Raw genomic sequence first — 13,308 nt, 5'->3', positions numbered from 1 at the left:
CATGACCGAGCACCGGGATCCCGCGACCGTGCCGACCTCCCACCCCGGGACGGTGCCACCGGCGTCCCGCACCGTCCCGGTGCCCGCGGGCGTCGGGGCGACCGCGCTGTTCATCGCCGCGCTGCGCGCCGAGGAGTCGGCCCGGCCGGACTCGCTGTTCGGCCGGGACCCGCTCGCCGAACTGGTGGCCGCGGGCATCGACGGGGACGCGCTGCGGCTCTGGCGCGACGACGACGGCGCGCCGTCACCGCTCGGCCGGGCCCTGGCCGGCTACGTCGCGATGCGGACCCGCTACTTCGACGACTACCTCGCCGGTGCCGTCGGCGCGGGCGTCCGGCAGGTCGTCGTGCTCGGCGCCGGGGTCGACGGACGGGCCTACCGGCTCGCCCTGCCCGGGGCCACCCTGTTCGAGATCGACACCGCCGACGTCACCGGCTACCGCTGCGACCTCGTCGCGGCCGGCGGGCTCACCCCGACGACCCCGGCCCGTCCGGTCGTCGCCGATCTCGCCGACGACGGCTGGCCGGAGGCGCTCCTCGGCGCCGGTTTCGACCCGGCCGCACCGACCGCGTGGCTGGCCGAGGGGCTGCTCCTCTACCTGCCGGGCGAGGCGTGCGCGGCGCTGCTCGACACCGTGGGGCGGCTCAGTGCCGCCGGGAGCGAGCTCGCCACCGAGTACCCGCAGGGCGACCTGGCGGCCGTCATCGCCGGCATCGACTCCGGTCCGGCGGTGACCTCGCTGATCCGCGGCTTCCTGGCCGCCGGGCCGCAACTGCCCCCGGAGCAGTGGCTCGGCCGGGCCGGATGGTCGGTCGACGCCACCGGGATCGCGGCCTGGGCGACCGGGCTGGACCGGACGCCGCCGTCCTGGAGCCTCGTGCCGGACTTCACCTGGTGGCTGACCCGTGCCGCCACCGGCCGCCGATAATTGCATCCAATCAGTCGTCCTTGCATACTCCGGGCGTGCCTCCGACGACGCCCGCACCCGGGTTCACCCCGCCACCGGCCGACACCACACGTCCGACGCTGTCCGGGTCGTTCGGCATGGCGGCGTCGACGCACTGGCTGGCCAGCGGCACCGCGCAGTCGGTGCTGGAACGGGGCGGGAACGCGTTCGACGCCGCCGTCGCCGCCGCGTTCGTCCTGCACCTGGCCGAACCGCACCTCAACGGGCCCGGCGGGGACCTCGTCGCGATCCTCGCCCCGGCGGGTGCGCCGACCCGGGTGCTCAACGGCCAGGGCGCCGCGCCCGCCGGGGCCACCCCGGAGCACTTCCGCCGGGAGGGACTCTCCGAGGTCCCGGGCTCCGGTGCGCTCGCCGCGGCCGTCCCGGGCGCGGTGCTGTCCTGGCTGGACGTGCTCGCCGCACACGGGACCTGGGAGCTCGCCGACGTGCTGGAGCCGGCGATCCACTACGCCGGGCACGGGGTCCCGGCGAGCCCGCAGCTGTGCGCCGTCCTCGCTGCGGTCACCGGCCACTTCACCGAGCATTGGCCGGCCTCGGCCGAGCAGTGGCTGCCCGGCGGGCGGGTGCCGGAACCGGGCGACGCGGTCACGAACCCCGCCTACGCCCGGACGCTGCACCGCCTCGCCGAGACGGCCCGGGACGGCGGCGGCACCCGGGAGGAGCGCATCGGGGCCGCGGTGCGGGCCTGGGGCTCCGGGTTCGTCGCCGAGGAGCTGGCCCGGTCCGCCGCCCGGCCGCACCGGCACGCGACCGGCGGTGACCACGCCGGCGTGCTCACCGTCGCCGACATGGCCGCCTTCCGCCCGGAGTACGAGACCCCGGCCGAGCTGGCGTTCCGCGGGGTGACCGTGCAGAAGCCCGGGCTCTGGTCCCAGGGCCCGGTGCTGCTGCAGACCCTCGCCATCCTCGACGCCGTGGACCGTGCGCACGGGTCCGACGGATCCCGGCTGGACCCGTCGACCGCGCTCGGCGCGCACACCGTGCTGGAGGCCCTGAAGCTCGCGCTGGCCGACCGGGACTGCTTCTACGGCGAGAACCCCGAGGATCCCGGGCCGGACCGGCTGGCGGCGCTGCTCTCGCCGTCCTACGCGCGGGAGCGGGCCGCCGCGATCACCGGCACCGCGTCGCTGGAGTACCGGCCCGGCAGCCCGCCCGGCCTGGTGGGGCACCTGCCGCCGCTGCGGGAGAGCGACGACCGGCCGCGGATCGCCGGGGCCGGGGAGCCCACCGTCGCCCGGACCGGGGTGACCCGCGGCGACACCTGCCACGTCGACGTCGTCGACCGCTGGGGCAACCTCGTGTCCGCGACGCCGTCCGGCGGCTGGCTGCAGTCCTCGCCGGCCGTGCCCGGGCTGGGCTTCTGCCTCGGCACCCGGCTGCAGATGACCTGGCTGGACGCGGACAGCCCGTCCGGGCTGCGGGCCGGGCGCCACGCTCAGCCCAACCGTGCTCGTCGACGGCGGCGAGCCGGTCGCCGCGCTCGGCACACCCGGCGGCGACCAGCAGGACCAGTGGCAGCTGCTCTACCTGCTGCGCACGATCGTCGGCGGGTACCGGCCGCAGGAGGCGATCGACGCGCCCGCGTTCCACACGACGGCCGCGGTGAGCAGCTTCTGGCCGCGGATCTGGACGCCCGGCGGTGCGGTCGTCGAACGCAGGCTCGGCGCCGAGGTGATCGACGAGCTCGTCCGGCGCGGCCACCGGGTGTCGGTGTCGGACGGCTGGACGCTCGGCCGGCTGTCCACCGTCACCCGCGACCCCGCGACCGGCCGCCTCGAGGCGGCCGCCAATCCCCGTGGCGCCCAGGGGTACGCGACCGGCCGCTGATCCCGCGCTCCCCCTCTAGACTGGCGCCCGGCCCGATCCCGGCACCGGAAGGACGGCGCGCAGCGGTGCGACTCGACCCCACGACGGCGGCGGGGAGCGACTCCCCCATCGGCGCGGCGCTCGCCCTCGCCGGTGAACGCGACCCGGCCCGCGACGCCGGGCACCCGTTCCTCGACCTCTCCCAGGCCGCACCGGCCTACCCGCCGGCGCCGGAGGTCGTCGACCGGGTCGTGGCGACCGCCCGCGACCCCCGGGTCCTCGGGTACGCACCGGTCCCCGGCCTGCCCGACCTGCGCCGCGCGATCGCCGACGACATCGGGGCCGACTACGGCGGGACCGTGACGCCGGAGGACGTCGTCGTCACCAGCGGGTGCAACCAGGCGTTCGCGACGGTCGCCGACGCGCTCGCCGGGCCCGGCGACGAGATGATCCTGCCGCTGCCCTACTACTTCAACCACCACATGTGGCTGACCATGCGCGGGGTCGCGCCGGTGCTCCTGGAGCCCGGTGCGGACCTCGTCCCGCGGGCCGCCGACGCCGAGGCGCTGATCGGTCCCCGGACGCGGGCGATCGTGCTGGTCACGCCGGGCAACCCGAGCGGGGTCACGATCCCGCCCGCGGAGATCCGGGCGTTCGCCGAGCTGGCCCGGCGGCACGACGTCGCCCTGGTCGTCGACGAGACCTACCGGTCGTTCCGCGACGCCGCGCACGAGCCGGCCCACACCCTGTTCGACGACGCGCAGTGGCGCTCGACGGTCGTCAGCCTGCACTCCTACTCCAAGGACCTGGCGCTGCCCGGGTACCGGGTCGGATCGGTCGTCGCCGGTCCGGCGCTGACCCGGCAGGTGCTCAAGCTCCTGGACTGCGTCGCGATCTGCGCGCCCCGGGTCGGGCAGGAGGCGGCGCTGGCCGGGCTGACCGGGGCCGGGACGTGGCGGGCCGAGCGGGTCGCGGAGACCGCCCGGCGGCGGGACCTGCTCGGCGCCGCCCTGCAGGACCGGCCGGGAGGCTTCGAGATCGTGGCCCTGGGGGCGTTCTTCGCCTGGGTGCGGCACCCGTTCGCGGGGACGCCGACGCTCGACGTCGTCCGGGAGCTGGTGCTGGCCCACGACACGCTCACCATTCCCGGCACCGCGTTCCTCCCCGACGACCGCCGGATGCTGCGCCTGAGCGTGGGGCGGATCGACGAGACCACCGCGGCGACGCTCGCGACCCGGCTCGCCGAGGCCGGACGCACGGTGCCCGCCGGGGCGTGAGGCGTGTCCGCCCGTTGACGCGGACGGTGACCTACATCACCCTGGAGTGGAATAGTCTCGAATATTCCAGGAGATGAGATGCGAGCACAGTTCCTCGGCAAGGATCCCGCGTCCAACGTCGGAGACTCGCCCACCCTGTTCGCCACGGACCGTACGGATCGCCGCACCTACATCGCCCAGGGCTGGGCCGTGACGGACCCGGAGGTCCTCGCCGACGTGGGTCCCGTCCCCGAGGGCGAGGCCATCGTCGAGATCCCCGAGGACGTCTTACGCCTCTACACCCGCCACCCGGGGGAGGGAGCACCCTGAGCCGGTTCGTCGAGCCCGGTCCCGAGTTCGCGGAGCTGTTCTCCTCGTTCCGGCACACCGCGTTCCGGCTGGAGGTCCGGGCCCGTTACGCACCGGGGTACGAACGGGAGGCCTACGAGAACTTCCTGGCCGGTGCACCGTACGAGCTGTCCTGGATGCAGGAGTGGCTCGCCATGGTCCGCGACGCGACCACCGCGGGACGGAGGTTCCGCCGGGTCCGGGCGGTCGCCCTGCCCATGCCGGACTACCCCAGGTGGAGCCACACCCTCGCCGTCCACAACATCGCGGCGGGCGAGGACATCCGGTACGTGACCCGGGCCGACGCGGATGCGGCCGGCCTTCCCGACCACGACTACTGGCTGTTCGACTCGGCGGCCCTGCTGTGCATGCGGTTCGACGACGCCGACCGGTTCGTCGGCGGGGAACTGGTCGAGGACCCGGCCGAGATCGTCCGGCACAACTACTGGCGTGACGCCGCCTGGCACCACGCCGTGAGGCGAGACGAATTTGGCACCGAGGAACGGCGCGGGCACGCCTGAACTCCACGAGGCACGCCGTGCGCTGGGACGGCGGCTCCGCGAGTTGCGCATGCAGGCCGGGTTGACCGGCCGGCAACTCGCGGAGTCGCTGTCCTGGCCACAGTCGAAGGTGTCCAAACTGGAGACGGCACGGCAGGCGCCCGGCGCGGCCGACATCCGGGCATGGACCCGGGTCACCGACAGCGAGTCGCACACCGGTGACCTGCTCGCGGCACTCGAGGACCTCGACGCACGCCACGCGCAGTGGCAGCGTGTGCTCCGGCCGGGCCTGCGTCCGCACCAGGCCGGGCTGTCCGACCTCGATGCGAGGACACGCCGTTTCCGGGTCTTCGAGGCGACGGTGGTCCCCGGCCTGCTGCAGACGGCCGGGTACGCGCGGGCCCGGTTGGCGCAGGGGGTGGCGCTGCACGGCGCCACCGACGATGTCGATCTCGCCGTGCACACCCGGATGGCCAGGCAGGAGCTGCTCTACGACCCCGGGAAGCGGTTCCACTTCGTCGTCACCGAAGCCGCACTGCGACTCCGGCTGGCCGCACCACAGGTCATGCTCGCCCAGCTGGATCGCCTCATGACGCTCTCGACGCTGCCGAACGTGCGCCTCGGGGTCATCGGCTCGCAGGCCCCCTACCTCGTCGGCCCGTGGCACGGGTTCTGGCTGCGCGACGACGACCGGGTACTCGTCGAGACCTTCTCCGCCGAGCTCTGCCTGACCCACAGCCGCGAGATCGAGCTCTACGGTGCGCTCTTCGGGAGGTTCGCGGCTCTCGCCGGATACGGCCGGGCGGCACGGGAGATCCTCTTCGCCGTCGCGGAGGACGTGGCCACCGAGGTCCCGCGTACCGAGGACTGATTCTTCACCAAAGAATCTCGGGATCGATTCCCGAACAACACTGAATCATTCTTCACTATCCAGGGCTGCGTTTCCTACCCTCGTCGAATGCACCCGCTCCCGGCGGTGACCGTCGGGAGATCAGGTGTCGATCGGAGCGAGAGGAGCGACGTCGATGCAGAACGGGTCCGCCCCGGAGCGCGAGCACCTCAGGTTCGTGGCGATGACACGGTCGCTGACCGCCACCGTGGAGAAGGGTGAGTTCGGGGACCGCGTACTCGCCGAACACCTGCTCCGGGTGCTCGGTGCCGCGGCGACGGTGCTCGCCGAGCACCCGGTGGACGACCGGGCGTGCTGCCGGACCTGCCGACGACGCTCCTGGTGGCCGCGTGCCCGGGTGCCGTGCCGGGTGCACGACACGTTCGCCCATCACGTCACCGGGCGCAGCCGGATCCGCTGACCGTGGCCGCCGCCGCACCGCGACCCGGCTCGCCGAGGCCGGACCCACGGTGCCCGCCGGGGCCTGAGCCACTCTCGATCACGTTCTGTGGAACGAGACCGCCCCAGCACGTCGATCCCGTTCCAGAGAACGTGATCACCGACGTGCGCATCCACACCGCGCCCACCTCGCGTCGGCCACCGGGCTCGCGCCGGTTCCCCGCCCCCGCACGGGACCGGGCCCCGTGCGGGGCCAGGCTTCTCGTGCGGGACCAGGCTTCTCGTGCGGGACCGGTTTCCTGCAGGGCGGTCGTCCCCGAGGCGACGGCGGTCCCGGCGCGGCCGGGGATGGCCGGGGTCACACGCCGTTCGCCTGGAGGCCGACGCGACGTCGGGGTGTGCACTCGGGGCTCCACATCCCGCCGACCCCGGAGTGCCGACCCGTGCCCTACATCCTGCTCGCCGCCGCGATCGTCCTCGAGGTCATGGCCACCATCAGCCTGCGCCTGTCCGAGGGGTTCACCCGGATCGTCCCGTCGGTCCTGGTGGTGATCGGCTACCTCGGCGCCTTCGTCCTGCTCTCCCAGGTGCTCAAGGCCGGGGTGCCGGTCGGCGTGGCCTACGGGATCTGGGCCGCCGCCGGGGTCGCGCTGGTGGCGGTGATCGGCGCGGTGTTCCTCGGCGACGGCCTCACCCCCGTGCAGATCGGCGGTATCGGCCTGGTCATCGCCGGGGTGCTGGCGCTCGAGCTCGGTGCCCGGCACTGAGCCACCGGGCCCCGGCGGCGCCACCGACCAGGGCCCGTCAGTAGCTCAGGCTCGACGACAGCAGCCCGAACGCGACGGCGATCCAGCCGGTACCGGCCAGCGCGACGAGCTGGACGACCCGACCGGCCACCCGGCCGCGCCCGGCGCCCGCCCGCACCGCGGACCCGACGCCCAGCAGCGCCGGGACCACGCCCAGCAGCGCCGCCCACTGCGCCACCTGCAGCACCTGCAGGACGGCGAACGGGACCTCGCCGAGCGAGGCGATCGTCGCGATCGACGCGGCCCACCCCGCGAGCGCGACCAGCGCCGCGACGACGGCACCGCGGGTCAGCCCGTGCAGGATGCGGTCGGTCCGGCCGAGTGGCGCCGGTGCCGCGGCCCGGTACCGGCGGCGCGCCACGGCACCGAGCGGCCACGCGAGCAGGCTCGCCACGAGCAGCAGCACCGAGCCGACGAGTACCGGCACCGCGGTCCCGGCGTCCCGGGCGGAACCGATGCGCAGCAGCGTGAACGCCGACTCGTAGCCGATCGCCTCCACCCGGCCGTCGGCGGTCCGGGTGCTGAGCGTGCGCTGGCCGCCGATCTCCCGCCAGACCCCCGGCCGGACCTGTTCGTACGCGGCCGGGTGCACGCTCGCCGGGCCGGGTGAGATCACCACCGTCCCGTCGGGGCGCGGCGTGACCGTCGTCTGGCCGGTCAGGCTCAGCGCCGAGGTGAAGGTGCTGAACGGCGCACGGGCCGCCTCGTAGGTCCCGGCGAGCGCGGCCGCCCCGTCCGGTGCGGCGGCGGCCGCGGCGGCCGGCGGGGACGCGGCCGGGAAGTAGCGGTCGGCGAAGCCCTCCAGGACGGCGTTGCGCAGGTCGAGCGTGTCGCTGCCGCCGGTCCCGCTGCTGTTCAGCGACACGAAGACCGCGGTGCGGCTGTCCGGGTAGAGCTGCAGGTGCGAGTGGAAGAAGTCGGTGTCGCCGCCGTGCCCGAGGATGCGCGTGCCGTTGCGGGACTCGTCGAACAGCCCGAGCGCCATCCGGGGGCCCTGCGCGAGCTCCCCCAGTGCGGACGCGTCGAGTCCCGGCCGCTGCATGAGCGCGCCGGTGGCCGGGTCGAGCAACCGGCCGTCGAGCAGTGCGGTCGCGAACCGGGCCATGTCGGTCGCCGAGGCGGCGAGCGAGCCGGCCGGGGCCGGCGAGATCGTCTCGAACGGCATCGGCGGGCCGTCGGAGCCGGTGAAGGCGTCCGAGAGCCGCTCGCGCAGCCCGCCGGGCAGCGGCTGGGCGAAGCTCGCCGAGTCCATACCGGCCCGGTCGATCACGTTGCGCTGCACGTAGTCCTCGAACGGGATCCCGGCGACCCGCTCGACGACGTACCCGGCGAGGCCGTAGCCGTAGTTGGAGTACGCGGGCGTGCTGCCGGGCGCGAACACCTGTTCCGGCGGGTCGGTCGCGAGTGCCGTGCGGAGGTCCGCCGGGCGGTCGTCGAACGCGATGAGCCCGCGGATGCGCCCCTCGAACCCGGCGGTGTGGGTGAGCAGGTGCCGCATCGTGATCGGGGTGTCGAACCGCTGCGGCAGGTCGAAGTCGAGGTAGCGGCGCACGTCGGCGTCGAGGTCGATGCGACCCTGCCCGGCCAGCTGCAGCACCGCGGTCGCGGTCAGCACCTTCGACACCGATCCCACCCGGAACAGGGTGCGGTCCGGGTCGACCGGCGCCCGGTCGGGGCCCAGGCGCGCGTCGCCGTAACCGCGGGCGGTCAGCACCCGGCCGTCCTGCACCACGCTCACCACACCGCCGGCGATCCCGGCCCGGTCCATGGCCGCCGGGACCAGGCCGTCCAGCCAGGCGTCCACGTCTGCCCGGCCCAGCTCGGCCCGGGCCGGGGCGGGCACCGGGGGCGCCGGCTGCGGCCCGCCCGCCGTCGCGGCCGCACATCCCCCGGCCGCGGCGAGCACCGCCACCGCGGCGAGGAGCGCGGCCGGCACGCGTCCGGCCCGTCTCCTCCGGTCACCGTTCTCCATCGCGTGGACACCCCCGTCGCTCGGTCGGAACTGGTGATCACCAGCGTCGGCTACGGCCGGGCCGCGGACATCGCGCACAGGGATGCACGTGCCGGGTTGCACCTTTCGATGGAGCCGGGAAAAGCGCACCCCGATAGATGCAGAGTCAACTACCTTGTGTATATCTAGGCGCCAAGCGTTACTGCAAACGTGTGAGGTGACCATGCTCGACGTCGTCCCGACGCCCGTCTCCGACGACGGCGGGGAGGCGGTGGGCCGGCCCACCCGCACCGTCACGAAACCGCTGCTGGTCACGCTGTCGCACGCGGTCGAGGACTTCGCGCTCGCGCCGTCGCGGGACCGGCCGATGGCCGTGATCGGGATGTTCCAGCGGTTCGAGTACCTGGAACCGCAGCTGGACACCTGGGCCCGGATCGCCGAGCGGTGCGACGGCGGCGCCGTGGTCGCACTCGCCGGGGAGCCACCGGCGCTGCTCCCGCCCGGTCTGGGCTGCGTCCTGCTCGACGACGGCGAACCGGCGGCCCGCGAGTGGAGCGTCACCGTGCTCACGCCACGGTCCGGGGCCGGCGTGGTCGCGACCGACCTGGAGTCGGTCGACGGCGGGGCCCGCTCGCTGGAGCGCGGCCGGATGTTCGGCGCGAGCTGGTCGTTCCGCCACTCCGACGCCCACGCCGAGCTGCTGCGCCTGCGCCGGCTGCTCGGGCCCCGGCTCGGCGGGCGGCGCACCGGTGCCCTCGACGAGGTGCTGTCGCGGGTCGTGGCGATCCCCGGCACCGCCACCGACCGGCGCTACGACGCCGCCGCGGACCGGCTGGCCCGCAGCCTGTCCGACGAGCGGCGCCGGGCCGACGCCGCGCAGAGCCTGGTGGAGACCTACGAGCCGGGGGCCGAGCGGGACCCGCGCAGCGGGCTGCCCACCCGGGCCTTCCTCGACCGCTGGATGCACGGCTCGGCGCGGGGCACCCTGCCGCTCGGCCTGGTCCTGCTCCGGGTGCGCGGGCTCGGCGGGGTCGGCCACCGGCACGGGTTCCGGGCCGAGGCCTCGGTGCTGCGCAGCATCGCCGGGCTCCTGCACGGCCCCACCGGGGCCACCGGGCGGCCGGTCCGGATCGGGCGCGAGGAGTTCCTGCTGGTCCTGCCCGGGCTCGACGTCCCGGCCCTGGACGGGGTGGCCCGCCGGCTCTGCGAGTCGATCGGCGGGCTCGCCTCGTCCTACCCGTTCGTGCCGACGCCGACGCACGGCGCCGTCGTCCGGACCCGGCGGCGCCCCCTGCCGCTGGACGCCCTGTGGGCCGCCCTCGACGACAGCGCGGGCACCGGCGTGGTCCGGCTGCCGGGCTGAACCTCCGGTACCCGTCAGTGCTCGCGGGCGATCACGTCCGCCGTGCGGCAGGCCAGCGCGACCAGGGCCAGTGTCGGCCCGACCGCACCCGCCGACGGGAACACCGCGCTGGACGCGACGTGCACGTTCGGCGTGTCGTGCACCCGGCACTCCGGGTCGACGACGCCGTGCCGCGGCGACGAGGACATCCGCAGCAGGCCCATCTGGTGGGTGCCGTCGGTCATGTCCATGTCGTGCACCCGCTCCACGTCGGACAGGTCGACGTGGGCCAGCCCGGTCCGCTCCAGCTCCTTGCCGATCAGCGACAGCGAGGTCGCGATCGAGTCCCGGTCGGCGGAGGAGACCCGGTAGTCGACCCGCAGCCGGTGCTGGCCCAGCGCGTCGCGCTCCCGGTCCAGGGTGACCCGGTTCTCCGGGTCCGGGGTCTGCTCGGCGTCGAAGCGCAGCCGGCAGTGACCGGAGTCCAGCGGCATGAACGACGGCACCCGCCGCTCGCCGGTGACCCGCGGCCGGGCCCATCCGCGGGCGAACCGGGCGACCCGCAGGGGGTCGGCCGCGACGTTGCGGACGTGCCGGCCGATGCCGCTGGTCCGGACGTACTGGGCGTGCGTCCCGGCGGCCTTGAACCCGGTGCGGAGCTTGCCCATGCCCCAGTAGGTCAGCGCGAACGTCGACAGCAGGGCGTCGCCGTGGTCGGGGTCCTTGGGGTCGGCGAACCACAGCGCCGCCTTGAGGTTCCCGAGCCGCTGCTCGGTCTGGGTGCGCTCGGTCAGCGAGAGCATCCGGCGGGCGTAGACGCCGTCGTCAGTCGGGAGGTAGCCCAGGCCCATCTCGCGCCCGGTCCTGGTGAGCCTCAGCCGGCCGACCTCGCCGACCGGGTGCGCCATGTAGTTGCGGCCGACCTGGTCGTACCCGTCGCCGATGCCGGTGCCCATGCCGGTGCCGCCGTAGCCGTCGGACGCCAGCAGGATCCGGGCCGACTCCAGCCCGCCCGCGGCGACGACGAAGTGCTTCGCCCGCACCCGGACCTCCAGGCCCGGCTGTGGCACGACGACCGCCTCGGTCGCCGCCCCGGACACCTCGTCGCGGTCCAGGCGGGTCACGGTCGCGTGCAGGAACAGCCGGATCCGCCCGGCCCGCGCCATCGCCTCGACCCGCGGGGCGAACGACGTCGGCGGGCTCCACCGCCACAGGTCGTCCCAGCGCAGCGTCTCCGACGACACCCCGGACGGGGTGAGCGGGAACCCCGACCCGGCCGCCGAGTACTCGCAGGCACCGGCGTCGAGGTGCCGCTGCGCCACCGGGTACCAGCCGCGCAGCTCGTCGTGGGTGATCGGCCAGCTGGTGCCGGGCAGCCAGTCCCGCTCGGCGAAGTCGATGTCGTCGAGCGGGGCGCACCGCCCGCCCCAGACCAGTGACGTGCCGCCGAGGCGCTTCTGGCGGACGGCGTCCACCGGGTCGTGCGCGCCGCTGCCCGTCACGCCGCGGTAGGTGTCCCGCGCGGTCCTGCCGACACCGGGCCCACCGCCCTCCAGGACGACCACGCGCAGGCCCCGGTCGGCGAGCTCGGCGGCGACCGCCGCACCGGCAGGTCCGCTCCCGATGACGCAGACCTCCGTCTCGAACCAGGACCCGGGTAGCGCCCGCCGGGTGTCGATGAGCATGCGCTCGGATCCTTCCGGTCGTGTCCCCCGGGACGGGGGTACGGACGTGCTCGGTACCGTCGTCTCCGGTCCCGCCGCGGTGTGCGGGACCCGAGCACGGTGTCGTTTCGGTGTCGTACGACCGGTTCCCCCCGTTATCGGGAGAACCCCGGTCCAGGAGGACGATTATGGGACTTGCCGCCGCGGCGACGACCGCAAGGGGTATGGCTGCCACCGTCCGGGTGCTCGGCCGCGGGGAGCTCGGCCGGTTCACCGGCGGGGATCGCTCCGAGGTCGGCCGCTTCGAGCAGGAGCTCGCGGCGCACCTCGGGACCCGGCACGCGCTGGCCGTGAACAGCGGGACCAGCGCGCTGGTGGCCGCGCTCGTCGGGGCCGGGATCGGGCCCGGCGACGAGGTGCTCGTCCCCGCCTACACCTGGGTGTCGACGGCGGCCGCCGCGCTCGCCGTCGGTGCGGTGCCGGTGCTGGTCGAGATCGACGAGTCGCTGACGATGGACCCGGTCGACCTCAAGGACCGGATCACCCCCCGCAGCAGGGCCGTCCTGCCGGTGCACATGGGCAACCACGTCGCCGACATGGACGCGATCATGGAGGTCGCGGCCGCGCACGACCTCGTCGTGATCGAGGACGCCTGCCAGGCCATCGGCGTCACCTACCGCGGCCGCAAGGTCGGCTCGATCGGGCACGCCGGCTGCTTCAGCTTCAACCAGCACAAGAACATCCGCGCCGGTGAGGGCGGGGCGCTGGTGACGAACGACTCGGCGCTGTTCGAGCGCGCGTCGATGTACCACGACGTCGGCAGCTACGAGCGCCCCGGATTCGCCGGGAACGACGCCGACCTCATCGTGGGCGTCAACCTGCGGATGCCCGAGCTGTCCGCGGCCGTCCTGCGCCCGCAGCTGAAGGCGCTCGACGCGCAGATCGCCCGGCGCGCCCGGCACCGGCAGATCGTGCTGGAGGCGCTGGCGCCGCTCGGCGGGCGCGGGCCCGTCCCGATCCCGCACCACGACCCGGCCGGGGCCGCGGGGCTGGCGGTCGAGTTCGCGCACACCTCCGACCCGGTCGCGGCGGCGACGGCGTTCGGCCGCAACCGCGGGGTGCACCGGCTGATCGACACCGGCCGGCACGTCTACACCAACTGGCGGTCGCTGCAGGCCCGCAACCCGCTGCACCCGGCGCTGGACCCGTACGCGGCGGTCGGAGTGGAGATCGACCACGGCCCGACGGCGTGCCCGCGGACCCTGGAGATCCTGGCCCGCACCTGCGCGGTGGACCTCGCACCCGAGCTGCCGACGCCGGCGTTCCGGCTGCTCGCCCGGCGGCTCGCCGGCTGAGGGGTCCGCGAGGGGTATCCCCCCA

At 74.9% G+C, this 13,308-nt stretch carries 11 protein-coding genes and 1 pseudogene; 10 read left to right on the top strand and 2 right to left on the bottom strand.

What is annotated here, in order from left to right; genetic code table 11:
- The first annotated feature begins 1 nt into the window (after nucleotide 1).
- The 8 genes and pseudogenes from AFB00_RS18635 to AFB00_RS18600 all read left to right on the top strand — a co-directional run bounded on the left by AFB00_RS18635 (nucleotide 2) and on the right by AFB00_RS18600 (nucleotide 6,932).
- Nucleotides 2–928 (top strand): SAM-dependent methyltransferase, encoded by a 927-nt coding sequence (locus AFB00_RS18635; RefSeq protein ID WP_197519581.1) that lies wholly within the window; start codon nucleotides 2–4, stop codon nucleotides 926–928.
- Between the two features lie 116 nt (nucleotides 929–1,044).
- A pseudogene (locus AFB00_RS18630) lies at nucleotides 1,045–2,794 on the top strand (gamma-glutamyltransferase family protein).
- Between the two features lie 65 nt (nucleotides 2,795–2,859).
- On the top strand, nucleotides 2,860–4,050 hold the full coding sequence (locus tag AFB00_RS18625; RefSeq protein ID WP_068798305.1) for an aminotransferase: 1,191 nt from the start codon (nucleotides 2,860–2,862) through the stop codon (nucleotides 4,048–4,050).
- Nucleotides 4,051–4,128: 78 nt separating this feature from the next.
- Nucleotides 4,129–4,359 carry a hypothetical protein gene (locus tag AFB00_RS18620; RefSeq protein ID WP_068798304.1) on the top strand — a complete coding sequence of 77 codons (231 nt, stop codon included), beginning with the start codon at nucleotides 4,129–4,131 and terminating at the stop codon, nucleotides 4,357–4,359.
- Nucleotides 4,356–4,898 carry a DUF6879 family protein gene (locus AFB00_RS18615; RefSeq protein WP_068798303.1) on the top strand — a complete coding sequence of 181 codons (543 nt, stop codon included), beginning with the start codon at nucleotides 4,356–4,358 and terminating at the stop codon, nucleotides 4,896–4,898. The genes AFB00_RS18620 and AFB00_RS18615 overlap by 4 nt, the downstream gene beginning before the upstream one ends.
- A 49-nt stretch (nucleotides 4,899–4,947) precedes the next feature.
- Nucleotides 4,948–5,748 (top strand): DUF5753 domain-containing protein, encoded by an 801-nt coding sequence (locus AFB00_RS18610; protein WP_083275635.1) that lies wholly within the window; start codon nucleotides 4,948–4,950, stop codon nucleotides 5,746–5,748.
- 154 nt (nucleotides 5,749–5,902) lie between these two features.
- The gene (locus AFB00_RS18605) at nucleotides 5,903–6,187 is read left to right on the top strand and encodes a hypothetical protein (RefSeq protein WP_068798301.1); all 285 of its coding nucleotides are present in this window, start codon (nucleotides 5,903–5,905) and stop codon (nucleotides 6,185–6,187) included.
- 421 nt (nucleotides 6,188–6,608) lie between these two features.
- Nucleotides 6,609–6,932 (top strand): DMT family transporter, encoded by a 324-nt coding sequence (locus AFB00_RS18600; RefSeq protein WP_083275634.1) that lies wholly within the window; start codon nucleotides 6,609–6,611, stop codon nucleotides 6,930–6,932.
- Nucleotides 6,933–6,969: 37 nt separating this feature from the next.
- Here the strand turns inward: AFB00_RS18600 and AFB00_RS18595 are convergent, their stop codons facing one another.
- Nucleotides 6,970–8,907, bottom strand: coding sequence for a serine hydrolase domain-containing protein (locus AFB00_RS18595; RefSeq protein WP_197519580.1), 1,938 nt, complete (start codon nucleotides 8,905–8,907; stop codon nucleotides 6,970–6,972).
- Between the two features lie 238 nt (nucleotides 8,908–9,145).
- On the opposite strand from AFB00_RS18595, the gene AFB00_RS18590 reads away from it, so the two are divergent.
- Nucleotides 9,146–10,285 carry a sensor domain-containing diguanylate cyclase gene (locus tag AFB00_RS18590; RefSeq protein ID WP_068798299.1) on the top strand — a complete coding sequence of 380 codons (1,140 nt, stop codon included), beginning with the start codon at nucleotides 9,146–9,148 and terminating at the stop codon, nucleotides 10,283–10,285.
- A 14-nt stretch (nucleotides 10,286–10,299) separates the two neighbouring features.
- Here AFB00_RS18590 and AFB00_RS18585 read toward each other — a convergent pair whose 3' ends face one another.
- Nucleotides 10,300–11,949 carry an FAD-dependent oxidoreductase gene (locus AFB00_RS18585; protein WP_068798298.1) on the bottom strand — a complete coding sequence of 550 codons (1,650 nt, stop codon included), beginning with the start codon at nucleotides 11,947–11,949 and terminating at the stop codon, nucleotides 10,300–10,302.
- A gap of 203 nt (nucleotides 11,950–12,152) precedes the next feature.
- Here AFB00_RS18585 and AFB00_RS18580 point away from each other — a divergent pair, with 203 nt between their 5' ends.
- Nucleotides 12,153–13,283 (top strand): DegT/DnrJ/EryC1/StrS family aminotransferase, encoded by a 1,131-nt coding sequence (locus AFB00_RS18580; RefSeq protein ID WP_068798297.1) that lies wholly within the window; start codon nucleotides 12,153–12,155, stop codon nucleotides 13,281–13,283.
- Nucleotides 13,284–13,308: the final 25 nt, after the last annotated feature.

Origin of the sequence: Pseudonocardia sp. HH130630-07 (assembly GCF_001698125.1) — a bacterium.
GTDB lineage: Bacteria > Actinomycetota > Actinomycetes > Mycobacteriales > Pseudonocardiaceae > Pseudonocardia.
This window is presented reverse-complemented; position numbering and strand designations above follow the sequence as displayed.